Here is a 15,492-nt window from a genome sequence, read left to right as displayed (position 1 = left end):
TACCCCCGGACGGGCTGGATGGCGCCGATCCGCGTCGCGCAGTCCCCTTACTGCGTCACCACGAAGTTGCGCAGGATCGCTGTTGCCAGGTCCTGGTCGCCCTCCGTCTTCACCCGGTCCGCCACCGCCTCCGGGGTCACGCGGCCGCAGGCCAGGCGAACGTAGGTCTCCCAGTCGAGGATGAGGGTCGCGGCCGGACCGAGAGCGGGGGCCGTTTCCAGGGTGCCGCGGCCCTTGATGTCGACGCGGATGGTGCGCAGGAACTCCACCGGGCCGTGGACGTCGAAGACGACCGCCGAGCTGCGTGGGGCCTCCGCCTTGACCGCGACCACGTCCGGGAGGGCGGCCAGCAGGTAGTCCCGGGTGACGTGGGCGCCCGGGGAGTCGAGGGTGCCGGGGTGGCCGAGGGCCGCGCGCAGGTCCTGCTCGTGCACCCAGATGTCGAAGGCGCGGTAGCGCATGGCCTCCTCGAGGGTGATCTCCGCGCCGAGCGGGCCGCGCACCTTGGTTCCGGGGTCACGGGACTCGTTCCGCAGCTGGCGGTTGCGGCGGATGATCGTGTACTCCAGCTCGGAGGTCATCTCCGGCGACGTGTGGTGGCGGCGGACGTCGACCTGCATCTCCATGTAGCGCTGGTGCTCGTTGGTGACGTGGAACAGGTCGCGCGGGAGCGTGTGGATGGGGCGCGGGTCGCCGAGCGCCTCGCAGTCCAGGCCGATGACGTGCGAGACGAGGTCGCGGACGGACCAGCCGGGACACGGGGTCCGCCGGTTCCACTCGCCCTCCACAAGGGGCTGCACCAGCTCGGATATCGCCTCGACGGAGTGGGCCCAGGCATCGGCGTAGGGCTGGAGGGTGGGATGCAGACTCACGGAACGGGACCCCTCGGCGGTTGGTACTCGGGCAGGTTGTCTCGGCATTGCCAGCGGGAGGTGGCTGCGGTCGGCGGCGTCTTGAGGTGCTAAGTTACGCTGCCCTGAGGCACCCCGGCAGTGCTTTCGTGTGACGATCGTAGGCTGCCGGGGAAAACTCGTATGCCAGGACGGTGGTAGTGTGCGCGCCTCGCTGATCCAGATTGCCGTGAACGAGGGCGAATCGGCCGAATCACGGCGGCGGCGGGCGGCCGCGCTGGTCCGCGAGCAGGCCGGCGCCGACCTCGTCGTCCTGCCGGAGCTGTGGACCACCGGGGCCTTCGCCTTCGAGGAGTTCGGGCGTGAGGCCGAGCCGCTGGAGGGCCCCACGTACGAGGCCATGGCGAAGGCGGCGAGCGACGCGGGTGTATGGCTGCACGCGGGTTCGATTCCCGAACGGGACCCTGAGGGGCCCCTCTACAACACCTCCCTCGTCTTCACCCCCTCCGGCGACCTGGCCGCCGCCTACCGCAAGATCCACCGCTTCGGCTTCGACAAGGGCGAGGCCGTGCTGATGGGCGCGGGCCGGGACCTGGTGACGGTCCGTCTGCCGGACACGACCCTCGGCCTGGCGACCTGCTACGACCTCCGTTTCCCCGAACTCTTCCGCGGGCTCGTCGACGCCGGGGCCCAGACCCTGGTGGTTCCGGCGGGCTGGCCCGAGCGCCGGCGTGCGCACTGGACGCTGCTGGCCCGGGCGCGGGCGGTGGAGGACCAGGCGTTCGTGCTCGCCTGTGCAACGGCCGGCACGCACGCCGGGGTTCCCCAGGCGGGTCACTCGATCGTGGTGGATCCCTGGGGCGAGGTCCTGGCCGAGGCGGGCCACGACGAGGAGGTCCTGACGGTCGACTTCGACCCGGCGAAGGTCGCGACCACCCGCGAACAGTTCCCGGCCCTGAAGGACCGGGTCCTGGGCCTGGAGCCACCACGCCGCTGAGCGCGCACCGCGCCGAGCGCCTGCCGCACTGGGCGCGCCCTGTGCTGAGCGCTTGCTGCGCCGGGTGTCCACCGCGCGGGGCGGCTACCGCTCGTCCCGCTCCTTCTCCGCCATGTGGATCACGCACACCGCCACGGCGATCAGCAGGGCCGGGTCGGCGTCGTCCCGCACGATGTCCACGCCGTACGTCTCCACGACGCGCAGCCACCGCCGGGAGATCACCGCCAGCAGCTCCCCGTCGTACTCGACGGCGAACTCCCGGTCGAGGATCTTGCCGCTGACGTCGAGCTCGGTGCCGTCCACCAGGGACACCCGGTAGTGGTTGCGCAGCAGCGACAGCCACTTGCGCCGGACCTTCGCCAGGGTCTCCCCGTCCCGCTCGATCACCATGGTGTCCCGCAGGGAGAGCATCTTCTGGTGGATGTCGATCAGGACCCGGCCCCGGGCGTCCTTCAGTTCGAAGGTGTCCCGCAGCCGCATCGCCTTCCCGTCGACCAGGAAGACCTTGTTGCCGTGCTCGTCCTCGATCCAGTAGTCCTCACCGATGCCGAAAATCCGGTCCCGCACAAGAAATCTCATGCCTTCACCGCTTCCCCGGCACCGACCCGGGAACGCCGCCGGTAGGCCGACGGGCCGAGCCCCGTCCCACGCCCGGCACAGGTGAGGCCGAGCGGATGAGGACGGGGAGCGGATGGCACCCTTGGTGCCATGAGCGACTCCGCACCCCGACGCGCCCGTGTCCGAGCCCCCGAACTGATCGGCAAGGGCGGCTGGCTGAACACGGGCGGCAAGCAGTACACCCTCGCCGACCTGCGAGGACGTATCGTCATTCTGGACTTCTGGACATTCTGCTGCGTGAACTGTCTGCATGTTCTCGACGAGCTGCGGGAGCTGGAGGAGAAGCACCGGGACACCGTGGTGATCGTCGGAGTGCACTCACCGAAGTTCGTGCACGAGGCGGAGCACCAGGCGGTCGTGGACGCCGTGGAGCGGTACGGGGTCGAGCATCCGGTTCTGGACGATCCCGAGCTCGTGACCTGGAAGCAGTACGCGGTGCGGGCCTGGCCGACGCTCGTCGTGATCGACCCGGAGGGGTACGTCGTCGCGCAGCACGCCGGTGAGGGGCACGCGCACGCGATCGAGCGGCTGGTGGAGGAGCTGGAGGCCGAGCACGGGGCGAAGGGGACGCTGCGGCGCGGCTGGGGGTACCTCCCATGCTCTTCAAGCAATGGGGGAGGGCCGTACGTGCCGCCGGAGCCGGAGCCGACCACCCTGCGCTTCCCGGGCAAGGCCCTCCTGCTGCCGTCCGGCAACTTCCTGGTCAGCGACACCACCCGGCACCAGCTGGTGGAGCTGGCGGAGGACGGGGAGACCGTGGTGCGGCGGATCGGGTCCGGGACGCGCGGGTTCGCCGACGGGGGCCCCGCGGACGCGACCTTCAGTGAGCCGCACGGGCTCGTGCTCCTCGACGACGGGTCGGTCGTCGTCGCCGACACGGTCAATCACGCGCTGCGCCGCCTCGACCTCGCCTCCGGCGAGGTGACCACCCTGGCCGGGACGGGCCGGCAGTGGTGGCAGGGATCCGCGACCTCCGGGCCGGCCCGCGAGGTCGCCCTGTCCTCGCCCTGGGACGTGGCCTGGTGGAACGGCAAGGTGTGGATCGCCATGGCGGGCGTGCACCAGCTGTGGGCGTACGACCCTGCCGACGGCACCGTGTCCGTCACTGCCGGGACCACCAACGAAGGGCTCGTCGACGGGCCGGGTGGGGACGCCTGGTTCGCGCAGCCCTCCGGGCTCGCGGCCACGCCCGAGCGGCTGTGGCTCGCCGACGCCGAGACGTCCGCACTGCGCTGGGTGGACCTGGACGGCCACGTCCACACGGCCGTCGGCACCGGCCTGTTCGACTTCGGCCACCGGGACGGCGCCGCCGGACAGGCCCTGTTCCAGCACCCCTTGGGCGTGACCGCCCTCCCCGACGGCTCGGTCGCCGTCAGCGACACCTACAACCACGCCCTGCGCCGCTACGACCCCGCGACCGGCGAGGTCACCACGCTCGCCACCGACCTGCGCGAGCCCAGCGACGCCGTGCTCGTCGGCGAGGACATCGTGGTCGTGGAGTCGGCGCGGCACCGCCTGACCCGGCTGCGGCTGCCGGAGGAGGCCGTACGCGTCGAGGCAGTCGCCCACCGCACCCAGCGGGCGGCGACGGAGGTGGCCCCCGGTGCCCTCCGGCTGGACGTGATCTTCCAGGCCCCGGCGGGCCAGAAGCTGGACACGCGCTACGGCCCGTCCACCCGTCTGCTGGTCTCCGCCACCCCGCCCGAGCTGCTGTTGAACGGCGGGGGCACGGGAACGGACCTGTCCCGCCCCCTGCACCTCAACCCCGCCGTCCCGGAGGGTGTCCTGCACGTCTCCGCGATGGCGGCCTCGTGCGACGACGACCCGGCGAACGAGTACCCCGCCTGCCATGTGCACCAGCAGGACTGGGGTGTCCCGGTCCGGCTGACCGAGGGGGGCGCGGAGCGGCTGCCGTTGGTCCTGGCCGGCATGGACGCCTGACCGGGCGCCGGGCGCGCTCAGACGCCGTAGCCGTCGCTGTAGCCGTCGCGTGTGTGGTGGTGGCGGTCCTCTTCGACGACCGCTGTCGTGGGGGGCACCATGATGCGGCGGCGCCGGTAGATGCTGCTGAAGGTGGTCACGCCGATGAGGCCGACGATCATCAGGATGACGCCGACCATCTGCAGGTTGACGCCCTGCATGTGCCAGTCGGTCGCGAAGGTGAGGATGGCTCCCACGGCGATGAGGATGATGCACCCGCCGAGGCCCATGAGTGTCGCCTCCTTGTCCGGTGTCGGGTCCGGTGGTTCCGGCCTGTTCCAGTCCCTTCCGGTCAACTCCGGGTACCCGCAAGCGGGGTGACCATGCGGAGGCGGCCCCTCATGGGCCCGGCGGTCGGGCCCTCTCAGCCCTCCAGGAACGCCACCAGGGCGTTGGCGAGGAGGAACGGGTCGTCCGCGGCGCACAGTTCGCGGGCGCTGTGCATCGACAGGATCGCCACGCCGATGTCGACGGTCCGGATGCCGTGCCGGGCCGCGGTGATGGGGCCGATGGTGGTGCCGCAGGGCATGGAGTTGTTGGAGACGAAGGACTGGAAGGGGACTTCGGCCTTCTCGCAGGCCGCCGCCCAGACCGCGCGGCCCGAACCGTCCGTGGCGTAGCGGTTGTTGACGTTGACCTTGAGGATGGGGCCGCCGCCCGCGCGCGGGTGGTGGGTCGGGTCGTGCCGCTCGGCGTAGTTGGGGTGGACGGCGTGACCCGTGTCGGAGGAGACGCAGACCGCGCCGGCGAAGGCACGCGCCCGGTCCTCGTGCGATCCTCCCCGCGCGAACACCGAGCGCTCCAGCACCGAGCCGAGCAGCGGGCCGTCCGCGCCGGTGTCCGACTGGGAGCCGTTCTCCTCGTGGTCGAAGGCGGCCAGCACCGGGACGTACGGCAGGTCCGCCGCCCCCGGGCCGGTCGCCACGGCGGCCAGCGCCGCCGTGCCGGCGTGCACCGACAGCAGGTTGTCCATGCGGGGGCCCGCCACCAGCTCGCGGTCCCGGCCCAGGTAGGCGGGCGGTTCCACGGAGTGGGTCATCAGGTCCCAGCCGGCCACCTCGCCCGCCGGGAGCCCGGCCTCCTGCTCCAGGAAGGCGATCAGGTCGCCGTCGCGGACGTCGTCGCCGAGGCCCCACACCGGCTGCAGGTGGCGCTGCTTGTCGAGCTTGAGGCCGTCCGTGGAGACCGAGCGGTCCAGGTGGATCGCCAGCTGGGGGACGCGCAGCAGCGGGCGGTCGACGTTCACCAGGTGACTGGAGCCGTCCCGGAGCGTGAGCCGGCCCGCCAGGCCCAGGTCGCGGTCGAGCCAGGAGTTCATCAGCGGGCCGCCGTAGATCTCCACGGCGACCTGGCGCCAGCCGTGCGCCCCGGTGTCGGGCAGCGGCTTGACGCGCAGGTTCGGGGAGTCGGTGTGGGCGCCGACGATGCGGAACGGGGTGTGCGGCGCGGCGCCCTCGGGGACGTACCAGGCCACGATGGCCCCGCCGCGCAGCACGTACTTTCCGCCGCTCGTACCGTCCCAGGCGTCCGTCTCGGCGACCCGGCGGAATCCGGCCTTCTCCAGCCGCTCGGCCGCGTTCGCCACGGCGTGGTACGGCGACGGGCTCGCCGCCAGGAAGGACATCAGGTCGTCGGTGTGGCCGAGGTCGAAGCGCTGGCTTGTACTCATGGGGTTCACCTTAACGACGCCACGAGGGTCCGCTCCCGCCGACGGGAGCGGACCCTCGTGAGCACCGCGGCTGCCGGGGGGCTAGAACGCGTCCTCGTCCAGCTCCATCAGGTCCAGGTCCACGTTCTGAGCGACCTTGCGGGCCAGGGTGACGCCCGGCAGGACGTTGGCCGCGAAGAACTTCGCCGCCGCGATCTTGCCCTGGTAGAACGCCTTGTCCCTGCTCGACGCCGTCGGAAGCTTCTCCGCGGCGATGGCCGCGCCCTTCAGCAGCAGGTAGCCGACGACCACGTCACCGGAGGCGAGCAGCAGGCCGGTGGTGTTGAGCCCCACCTTGTAGATGTTCTTGACGTCCTGCTCGGTGGCCGCCAGGTCGGTCAGCATCAGGCCGACGATGGCCTCCAGCTCGACGGCCGCCTTGGCGAGGTGCTCGCGGGCGCCGGCCAGCTCCTCGCCGCCGGTGCCGAGCGCCAGGAACTTCTTGATGTCCTCGGCGAGCGAGTTCAGCGCGGCGCCCTGGTTGCGGACGATCTTCCGGAAGAAGAAGTCCTGGCCCTGGATCGCCGTGGTGCCCTCGTACAGGGTGTCGATCTTGGCGTCGCGGATGTACTGCTCGATCGGGTACTCCTGCAGGAAGCCGGAGCCGCCGAGGGTCTGCAGGGACTGGGCGAGCTGCTCGTAGCCCTTCTCGGAGCCGTAGCCCTTGACGATGGGCAGGAGCAGGTCGTTGAGCGCGTGCTCGGTGGAGGCGTCCTCGCCGCCGGCCTCCTTCACGGCGATCGCGTCCTGGACGGAGGCGGTGTAGAGGACGAGGGCGCGCATTCCCTCGGCGTACGCCTTCTGCGTCATCAGCGAGCGGCGCACGTCGGGGTGGTGGGTGATGGTGACCTTGGGCGCGGTCTTGTCCATGAAGTTCGCCAGGTCCGGACCCTGGACGCGCTCCTTGGCGTACTCCAGCGCGTTGAGGTAGCCGGTCGACAGCGTGGAGATCGCCTTCGTGCCGACCATCATGCGGGCGAACTCGATGATGCGGAACATCTGGCGGATGCCCTCGTGCTTGTCGCCGATCAGCCAGCCCTTGGCGGGGTGGCGGTCGCCGAAGGTCATCTCGCAGGTGTTGGAGACCTTCAGGCCCATCTTGTGCTCGACGTTGGTGGCGTAGACGCCGTTGCGCTCGCCCAGCTCGCCGGTCTCGAAGTCGAAGAGGTACTTCGGGACGAGGAAGAGGGACAGGCCCTTGGTGCCGGGGCCGGCGCCCTCGGGGCGGGCGAGGACGTAGTGGAGGATGTTCTCCTCCATGTCGTGCTCACCGGAGGTGATGAAGCGCTTCACGCCCTCGATGTGCCAGGAGCCGTCCTCCTGCTGGACCGCCCTGGTGCGGCCGGCGCCCACGTCGGAGCCCGCGTCGGGCTCGGTGAGCACCATGGTGGAGCCCCACCGCTTGTCGACGGCGATCTGCGCGAGCTTCTTCTGCTCCTCGGTGCCCTCCTCGAAGAGGATGCGGGCGAACGCCGGGCCGGAGGAGTACATCCACACGGCCGGGTTGGAGCCGAGGATCAGCTCCGCGTACGCCCAGATGAGGGACGGCGGAGCGGTGGTGCCGCCGATCTCCTCGGGCAGGCCGAGCCGCCAGTACTCGGAGTCCATGAAGGCCTCGTAGCTCTTCCTGAAGCTCTCCGGTACCGGCGCGGTGTTGGTCTCGGGGTCGAACACCGGCGGGTTGCGGTCGGCGTCGGCGAAGGACTCGGCCAGCTCGTTCTCGGAGAGGCGGGCCAGCTCCTCCAGGATGGTCCTGGCGGTGTCGGTGTCCATCTCCTGGAACGGTCCGGTGCCGTACAGCTCGTCACGTCCGAGCACTTCGAAGAGGTTGAACTCGATGTCGCGGAGATTCGACTTGTAGTGCCCCATGGCCACGGCTCCCGTCGATGACTCGGCGAGGCACTGACTCCTCGCATCTGGTTCACGTACCAACTAGTAACTCCGATGATGCTACCCGCCGGTAATAAGAAGCAACCCTGATCCGGGTTACTGTGACCCAGCCCTCGCCGGGTCAGTACGCTTTGGGGCATGTACGGATACGGCCAGCCGATGGACAACGGGGCAGCACAGCAGGGATACGTCCCCCCGCAGCAGCAGATGCCCGGCGGCGTCGGAGGGTACGGGCAGCAGGCGCCGCTCTACCCCGAGCCGTCGCCGCCCTCGCTCGCGGACGCGGTACGCGCCTTCACCACGGGGCAGCTCATCGCGGAGGACTTCCAGCAGATCTTCGCGACCTCCAAGGTGTACTGCCCACGCGGGGACAACCCCGGGTTCCTCGCGCTGCACAACACCCAGCAGCCGGTGATCCCGATGTTCACCTCGCTCAAGGAGCTGCGGCGGTACGCCGGCAAGGAGTCCAAGTACTTCGTGATCACCGGTGCCGAGGTGATCGACCTGCTGCCCACCGGCTACGGCTTCGTGCTGGACATGGAGGGCGAGCACCGGATCGTGTTCGACGCCAAGGCGGTCGAGCAGATGGTGGAGTTCGCGATGCGCCGGATGTACGGCTGAGGCGCGGCCGTACGGCTGAGGCGTGGCCGGGCCTGTCGGCAGCGGTGCGCTCGGCGTGAGGGGCCCGGAGGGAATGTCCTCCGGGCTCCTTGCTGTTGAATCTGGTAGAAAGTTCAACGCTCAACTAAGCTGGGCGCACAAGGAGGAACCGACATGCCTGCAGTGACCGTCGAGAACCCGCTGACGCTGCCCCGTGTGGCAGCTCCGGCCGATGCCGTGGCACGTCCCGTGCTCACCGTCACGACCGCGCCGAGCGGCTTCGAGGGCGAGGGCTTCCCGGTGCGCCGGGCGTTCGCCGGGATCAACTACCGCCATCTCGACCCGTTCATCATGATGGACCAGATGGGTGAGGTGGAGTACGCGCCGGGTGAGCCCAAGGGCACCCCCTGGCACCCCCACCGCGGCTTCGAGACCGTTACGTACATCATCGACGGCGTCTTCGACCACCAGGACTCCAACGGCGGTGGCGGCACCATCACCAACGGCGACACCCAGTGGATGACGGCGGGCTCGGGCCTCCTCCACATCGAGGCGCCGCCGGAGCACCTGGTCATGTCCGGCGGTCTCTTCCACGGCCTGCAGCTGTGGGTGAACCTGCCGGCCAAGGACAAGATGATGGCCCCCCGCTACCAGGACATCCGCGGCGGTCAGGTGCAGCTCCTGACCTCCCCGGACGGCGGCGCGCTGCTCCGGGTGATCGCCGGTGAGCTGGACGGCCACGAGGGCCCCGGCATCACGCACACGCCGATCACGATGATCCACGCGACCCTCGCGCCGGGCGCCGAGGTCACCCTGCCCTGGCGGGAGGACTTCAACGGCCTGGCGTACGTCCTGGCCGGCCGCGGCGCGGTCGGCGCCGAGCGGCGGCCGATCCACCTGGGCCAGACCGCCGTCTTCGGCGCGGGCTCCTCGCTGACCGTCCGCGCGGACGACAAGCAGGACTCCCACACGCCCGACCTGGAGGTCGTCCTCCTCGGCGGGCAGCCGATCCGTGAGCCGATGGCCCACTACGGCCCCTTCGTCATGAACACCCGCGAGGAACTCCAGCAGGCCTTCGAGGACTTCCAGAAGGGCCGCCTGGGGACCGTCCCGGCCGTCCACGGCATGACGGAGAAGGGCCCGCGGGACTGACGACCGAGGACCCCGGGCCCGCTGCGGCGACTCACCCCTGTGCGGGGGTGGACTCCCCACGGGGGTGAGCCCGTACGGGGCGGGCCCCACCGGCCCGGGGTCCGTGTCGGGCGGCCTCCACCGGTTCGGGGTTTGTGTCGGGCGGGCCCCACCGGTTCGACGTCCGGCGGGCGGTGCCGCCCGGAGCCGTCCCTTTTCGCCAGGTTTCCGTCAGGTATTCGTCGGGTTGTCCCGTGCGGGCCCGGTGCTTGCGGGGACGGCGCCCCGGTCGGTACCTCGAACCGGGGTTCGGGGCCGGGATGCGTCCGTGGGGACCTTCGAGGCCGCGTCCGTATCCATCAACCTGTCCGTCCTTCGAGGACGAGGCCGTTCAGGCCGAAGTGCCGAAGCGGGGGTCCGGGGGCGGGCGGTCCCCGGCGGCCGGACAGGGGACCTCGGGCGGGTCGCGGGGCGCTCGCGGGTGACGTGTAGTCAGCTGTTCCTGTGCTGTTACTGCCCGAGCCCGTCCGGCGTCTCGCCTCCTGGTGTGCCGTCGTGCTGCTGGTGTCCGGGGTGGTGTGGATCGGGGTCCGGCTGTGCGTGACCTTCCGGACCGCCGTCACGCCCGTGCTGCTCGCCCTGCTGGGGACCGCTCTGCTGCGGCCGTTGTTCCGGCGGCTCGTGGCCGGGCACGTCAACCGTTCGCTCGCCGCGGGGATCACCTGCGTGGCCGTCGTGGTGGTCGTCGGCGGGGCCGTCTACATCGTCGTGACCGCGCTGATCGACAGCGGGGACCAGATCGTCGCCTCCCTCAAGCGGGCCGGGAAGTCGCTCGCCACGTACTTCGGCGGGGCCGGGACCTCGCTGGACGACCTGGCCTCCCACGGCAGGCGGCTGCTGGAGAAGTTCGGCGGGACGGCCGTGTCCAACGTCATCAGCGGGGTCAGCGTGGTCGGGGAGTGGCTCGCCATGGCCGTACTGGCCCTGCTGCTCGTGTTCTTCTTCCTGCGCGACGCGGACCGGGCCACCGGCGCCCTGCGCACGTTCGTCCCGCCCGGCACCGCCGACGCCGCGGAGGCCATGGCCCGGCGGGCCTTCGAGGGCGTGGAGGGCTTCATGCGCGGTACGACGTTCATCGCGCTCATCGACGCCGTCTGCATCACGGCCGGCCTGCTCCTGCTCCGGGTGCCGGGCGCCCTGGGACTCGGCGCGCTGGTCTTCGTCGGCGGCTACATCCCCTACCTGGGCGCCTTCCTCTCCGGTACCGTCGCCGTGCTCGTCGCCCTCGCCGACCGCGGGTTCGTCGTCGCGCTGTGGGTGCTCGGCGTGGTGCTCGCCGTGCAGGTGCTGGAGGGGCACGTGCTGCAGCCGATGATCCAGAGCCGGACCGTGCGGATGCACCCGGCCGTGGTGCTGCTGGCGATCACCGCGGGCGCGTCGGTCGCCGGGATCGTCGGGATGCTGCTCGCGGTGCCGCTCACGGCGGCGGTGTTCGGGATCACCCACGAGCTGCGGGAACGGTACGCGGCTGCCCCGTAGGGGCGGGCTTCACGGGCCCGCCGGAGACTCGTACAGCTCGAACCAGATGTTCTTGCCCCGCCCCCGCGGCACGACCCCCCACGCGTTCGCGAGCAGCTCGGTCAGCACCAGGCCGCGCCCGGAGGAGGCCAGCTCCCCGGGCCGGCGCTTGTGCGGCAGGTCGTCGCCGGCGTCGGTGACCTCCACCCGCAGCCGCCGCTCGCCCTTCTCCCCGCCGACCTCGGCCAGCAGCAGCGCGTCGCTGTCGGTGTGCACGAGCACGTTGGTGAGCAGCTCCGACAGCAGCAGCACCGCCGAGTCCACCTGGTCCTCGGACGCCCAGTCGTGCAGCACCTCGCGCAGCTGCTGCCGGGCGGCCGCCACCCGCTCGGGCTCGTCCTGCGCGACCGTCAGCAGGGTGCGCCGCACTTCCGGGAGGAGGACGCCTTCCTCGCCGTGCCGGCTCAGCAGCAGGACGGCGATGTCGTCCTCGCGCCGGTCGATCAGCGGCCCCGGGGTGTGGTGCGAGGAGGGCCCGTACACGGCCTGGACGAGTGCGTCGGCGAGTTCCTCGGTGTCGCCCCCGTGCCGCTCCAGGGCCGTACGGATCCGCTGCCAGCCGGTGTCCAGGTCGTGGCCGCCGGTCTCGATCAGGCCGTCCGTGCAGATCATCATCGTCTCGCCCGGTTCCAGGGTGAACCGGGTGGTCGGGTAGTCGGTGTCCGGGTAGACGCCCAGCGGCAGCCCGCCGGCCGTCGGCCGCATCAGCACCGTGCCGTCCGCCATGCGGATCACCGGGTCCGGGTGGCCCGCGCGGGCGATCTCCACCACGCCGCTGCGGGGGTCGACCTCGGCGTACAGGCAGGTCGCGAAGCGCAGCTCGGCGCCGCCCTCGCTGCTGTCACCGCCGGTCATGCCGTGCAGGAAGCGGGAGGCGCGGGAGAGCACCGCGTCCGGCGGGTGCCCCTCGGAGGCGTAGGCGCGCAGTGCGATGCGCAACTGGCCCATCAGGCCCGCGGCGCGTACGTCGTGTCCCTGGACGTCCCCCATGACCAGGGCGAAACGCCCCGAGCCGGACTTCGTGCCGGACCGCGAGGTGCCCCCGGGCAGCGGGATCATGTCGTACCAGTCGCCGCCGATCTGGAGGCCGCCGCCGGTGGGGACGTAGCGGGCGGCCACGTCCATGCCGGGGACATCGGGGCCCAGCGTGGGCATCATCGAGCGCTGCAGGTTCTCGCTCAGCTCCCGCTCGGTCTCGGCGGTCCCGGCGCGGGACAGGGCCTGGGCGAGCATCCGGGCCACCGTGGTCAGCACCGAGCGCTCGTCGGGCGTGAAGGCCACCGGGTAGGAGAAGGCGGCCATCCAGGCGCCCATCGTGCGGCCCGAGACGGTCAGCGGCAGGAAGGCCCAGGAGCGGCGGTTGAAGCGTTCGGCGAGCGGCCAGGTGAGCGGGTAGCGGGACCTGTACTGCTCCGGGGAGGACAGGTAGACCGCCCGTCCGGTGCGCACCACCTCGGCGGCCGGGTAGTCCGTCTCCAGTGTCATGTGCAGGAAGGGGCCCTCGTCACCGGGCCGCTGTCCGTGGTGGCCGACGACCGTCAGCCGGTCGCCCTCCACACCGAAGACGGCCAGCCCGTCCGGCGAGAACCCGGGCATCGACAGGCCCGCCGCGACCCGCAGCACCTCCGCGGTGGAGCGGGCCTCGGCCAGCGCCCGGCCGGCGTCCAGCAGGAACGCCTCGCGGGAGCGCCGCCAGTCGCCGGTGACCGCCCTGCGCCCGGCCGGGGAGCCCGGTGTCGGCTCGGCGACCTCCTGCAGCGTGCCGATCAGTTCGTACGCCTTCCTCCGGGCGTCGAAGGTCGGCTTGGAGCGGCTGCGCACCACCCGGATGATCCGGTTCCGCTCGTCCATGATCCGGATGCGCACCTCGGCGAGGGTGTCCTCGGCGACGGCGAGCTGCACGACGCCCGTGATCTCGTTCCAGTCGACCGGGTGAAGGCGGGCCCGTACCTGGGCCTCAGTGAGGGTGGCCCGCTCGGCGGGCAGGCCGAGCAGCCGAGCCGCCTCGGCGTCGACCGACACCGTCCCCGTGGCGGTGTCCCAGTGCCACATGCCGGTCGCGAGGGCGGCGAGTACGTCCCCCACGGCGGGCAGGGGCTCACCAGTGCGCATTGACCCACTGTAAGAAGAGACGATCGAACACTGCCACTGATGGCGTACGGGTGCGCGGTCCCGTACGGCTCCGCTGTGCCGCCCTCAAAGGGTGGGGAGCCGAGGTGGGGGCGGCCGGTACGCTGGGTAGGTCCGGGCCGTGTCCGCGCCCCGGTGATCCCGATCCGCGAAGACTGGATGAACGACGATGCATCGGTACAGGTCCCACACCTGCGGCGAGCTCCGCGCCTCTGACGTCGGCACCGGCGTCCGGCTCAGTGGCTGGCTGCACAATCGGCGCGACCTGGGCGGCATCCTCTTCATCGATCTGCGCGACCACTACGGCATCACGCAGCTCGTGGCCCGTCCCGGCACGCCCGCGTACGAGGCGCTGGACAAGCTGTCCAAGGAGACGGTGGTCCGCGTCGACGGCAAGGTTGTTTCACGTGGAACCGAGAACGTGAACCCGGAGCTGCCCACCGGTGAGGTCGAGGTCGAGGTCGGCGAGGTCGAGGTGCTCGGCGCGGCGGCCCCGCTCCCCTTCACGATCAACACCGAGGACGGGGTCAACGAGGAGCGGCGCCTGGAGTACCGCTTCCTGGACCTGCGCCGCGAGCGCATGCACCGCAACATCATGCTGCGCACGGCGGTGATCTCGGCGATCCGTCACAAGATGGCGGCGATGGGCTTCAACGAGATGGCGACGCCGATCCTGTCCGCCACCTCCCCCGAGGGCGCCCGCGACTACGTGGTCCCCTCCCGGGTGCACCCGGGCAGGTTCTACGCCCTCCCGCAGGCGCCGCAGCAGTTCAAGCAGCTGCTGATGATCTCCGGCTTCGACCGCTACTTCCAGATCGCGCCCTGCTTCCGCGACGAGGACGCGCGCGCGGACCGCTCGCCGGGCGAGTTCTACCAGCTCGACGTGGAGCTGAGCTTCGTCGAGCAGGAGGACGTGTTCCAGCCGATCGAGCGGCTGATGACGGAGCTGTTCGAGGAGTTCGGCGGCGGCCGTCACGTCACCTCGCCCTTCCCGCGGATCCCGTTCCGCGAGGCGATGCTGAAGTACGGCTCCGACAAGCCGGACCTGCGTGCCCAGCTGGAGCTCGTCGACATCACCGACGTCTTCGAGGGTTCGGAGTTCAAGGCGTTCGCGGGCAAGCACGTGCGCGCGCTGCCGGTGCCGGCGGTCCAGGACCAGCCGCGCAGGTTCTTCGACCAGCTGGGTGACTTCGCGGTCTCGCTGGGCGCGAAGGGCCTGGCGTGGGTGCGGGTGACCGAGGACGGCTCGCTGACCGGCCCGATCGCGAAGTTCCTCACCGAGGAGAACGTCGCCGAGCTGACCAAGCGCCTCTCCCTGGCCCCCGGCCACGCGGTGTTCTTCGGCGCGGGCGAGTTCGACGAGGTCTCGAAGATCATGGGCGCGGTCCGGGTCGAGGCCGCGCGCCGGGCGGGTCACTTCGAGGAGGGCGTGTTCCGCTTCTGCTGGATCGTCGACTTCCCGATGTACGAGAAGGACGAGGAGACCGGCGGGATCGACTTCTCGCACAACCCGTTCTCCATGCCGCAGGGCGGCCTGGAGGCCCTGGAGACCCAGGACCCGCTGGACATCCTGGGCTGGCAGTACGACATCGTCTGCAACGGCGTCGAGCTGTCCTCCGGCGCCATCCGGAACCACGAGCCGGAGATCATGCTCAAGGCCTTCGAGATCGCGGGCTACGACCGCGAGACGGTGGAGGAGAAGTTCGCGGGCATGCTCCGCGCCTTCCGCTTCGGCGCCCCGCCGCACGGCGGCATCGCCCCGGGCATCGACCGCATCGTCATGCTGCTGGCCGACGAGCCCAACATCCGCGAGACCATCGCCTTCCCGCTCAACGGCAACGCCCAGGACCTGATGATGGGCGCGCCCACGGAACTGGACGAGGCGCGGCTGAAGGAACTGCACCTGACGGTGCGCAAGCCGCAGCCGAAGTAGGGCGGGACCACAACATGAAAGCGGCTCGGAACCGGTGTCCGGTTCCGAGCCGCTTTCTGTTCGGACGTGGTCGGGG

12 protein-coding genes are annotated in these 15,492 nt (G+C 71.0%); 6 read left to right on the top strand and 6 right to left on the bottom strand.

Annotated elements, in window-relative coordinates; all coding sequences use genetic code 11:
• Positions 1–47: 47 nt before the first annotated feature.
• Complete coding sequence (locus DEP02_RS10210) at positions 48–872, bottom strand: maleylpyruvate isomerase family mycothiol-dependent enzyme (RefSeq protein ID WP_112467017.1); 825 nt, start codon at positions 870–872, stop codon at positions 48–50.
• A 181-nt stretch (positions 873–1,053) separates the two neighbouring features.
• On the opposite strand from DEP02_RS10210, the gene DEP02_RS10205 reads away from it, so the two are divergent.
• On the top strand, positions 1,054–1,848 hold the full coding sequence (locus tag DEP02_RS10205) for a carbon-nitrogen family hydrolase (RefSeq protein ID WP_112467016.1): 795 nt from the start codon (positions 1,054–1,056) through the stop codon (positions 1,846–1,848).
• An 84-nt stretch (positions 1,849–1,932) separates the two neighbouring features.
• Here the strand turns inward: DEP02_RS10205 and DEP02_RS10200 are convergent, their stop codons facing one another.
• Complete coding sequence (locus DEP02_RS10200) at positions 1,933–2,427, bottom strand: LURP-one-related/scramblase family protein (protein WP_112467015.1); 495 nt, start codon at positions 2,425–2,427, stop codon at positions 1,933–1,935.
• Positions 2,428–2,556: 129 nt separating this feature from the next.
• On the opposite strand from DEP02_RS10200, the gene DEP02_RS10195 reads away from it, so the two are divergent.
• Complete coding sequence (locus DEP02_RS10195; protein WP_112467014.1) at positions 2,557–4,407, top strand: thioredoxin-like domain-containing protein; 1,851 nt, start codon at positions 2,557–2,559, stop codon at positions 4,405–4,407.
• A gap of 17 nt (positions 4,408–4,424) precedes the next feature.
• Here DEP02_RS10195 and DEP02_RS10190 read toward each other — a convergent pair whose 3' ends face one another.
• The 3 genes from DEP02_RS10190 to DEP02_RS10180 all read right to left on the bottom strand — a co-directional run bounded on the left by DEP02_RS10190 (position 4,425) and on the right by DEP02_RS10180 (position 8,023).
• On the bottom strand, positions 4,425–4,676 hold the full coding sequence (locus DEP02_RS10190) for a DUF6458 family protein (protein WP_112467013.1): 252 nt from the start codon (positions 4,674–4,676) through the stop codon (positions 4,425–4,427).
• Positions 4,677–4,810: 134 nt separating this feature from the next.
• Positions 4,811–6,115: a M18 family aminopeptidase gene (locus DEP02_RS10185; protein WP_112467012.1), complete on the bottom strand. Its 1,305-nt coding sequence runs from the start codon at positions 6,113–6,115 to the stop codon at positions 4,811–4,813.
• An 81-nt stretch (positions 6,116–6,196) separates the two neighbouring features.
• A complete protein-coding gene (locus tag DEP02_RS10180) occupies positions 6,197–8,023 on the bottom strand; it encodes an acyl-CoA dehydrogenase (RefSeq protein WP_112467011.1) in 1,827 nt (608 codons plus the stop codon).
• Between the two features lie 159 nt (positions 8,024–8,182).
• Between DEP02_RS10180 and DEP02_RS10175 the strand changes: the two genes are divergently transcribed.
• The 3 genes from DEP02_RS10175 to DEP02_RS10165 all read left to right on the top strand — a co-directional run bounded on the left by DEP02_RS10175 (position 8,183) and on the right by DEP02_RS10165 (position 11,314).
• On the top strand, positions 8,183–8,665 hold the full coding sequence (locus tag DEP02_RS10175; protein WP_112467010.1) for an SseB family protein: 483 nt from the start codon (positions 8,183–8,185) through the stop codon (positions 8,663–8,665).
• Between the two features lie 153 nt (positions 8,666–8,818).
• Positions 8,819–9,796, top strand: a complete 978-nt coding sequence (locus DEP02_RS10170) for a pirin family protein (RefSeq protein ID WP_112467009.1) — start codon at positions 8,819–8,821, stop codon at positions 9,794–9,796.
• 483 nt (positions 9,797–10,279) lie between these two features.
• The gene (locus DEP02_RS10165; protein ID WP_112467008.1) at positions 10,280–11,314 is read left to right on the top strand and encodes an AI-2E family transporter; all 1,035 of its coding nucleotides are present in this window, start codon (positions 10,280–10,282) and stop codon (positions 11,312–11,314) included.
• Between the two features lie 9 nt (positions 11,315–11,323).
• Here the strand turns inward: DEP02_RS10165 and DEP02_RS10160 are convergent, their stop codons facing one another.
• Positions 11,324–13,465: a SpoIIE family protein phosphatase gene (locus DEP02_RS10160; protein WP_112467007.1), complete on the bottom strand. Its 2,142-nt coding sequence runs from the start codon at positions 13,463–13,465 to the stop codon at positions 11,324–11,326.
• A 187-nt stretch (positions 13,466–13,652) separates the two neighbouring features.
• Between DEP02_RS10160 and aspS the strand changes: the two genes are divergently transcribed.
• Positions 13,653–15,416 carry an aspartate--tRNA ligase gene (gene aspS, locus DEP02_RS10155; protein ID WP_112467006.1) on the top strand — a complete coding sequence of 588 codons (1,764 nt, stop codon included), beginning with the start codon at positions 13,653–13,655 and terminating at the stop codon, positions 15,414–15,416.
• Positions 15,417–15,492 lie beyond the last annotated feature (76 nt).

Source organism: Streptomyces triticisoli (genome assembly GCF_003270085.1).
Classification (GTDB): domain Bacteria; phylum Actinomycetota; class Actinomycetes; order Streptomycetales; family Streptomycetaceae; genus Streptomyces; species Streptomyces triticisoli.
The sequence above is the reverse complement of the archived record's forward strand: the minus strand, read 5'-3'. Positions and strand labels throughout refer to the sequence as shown.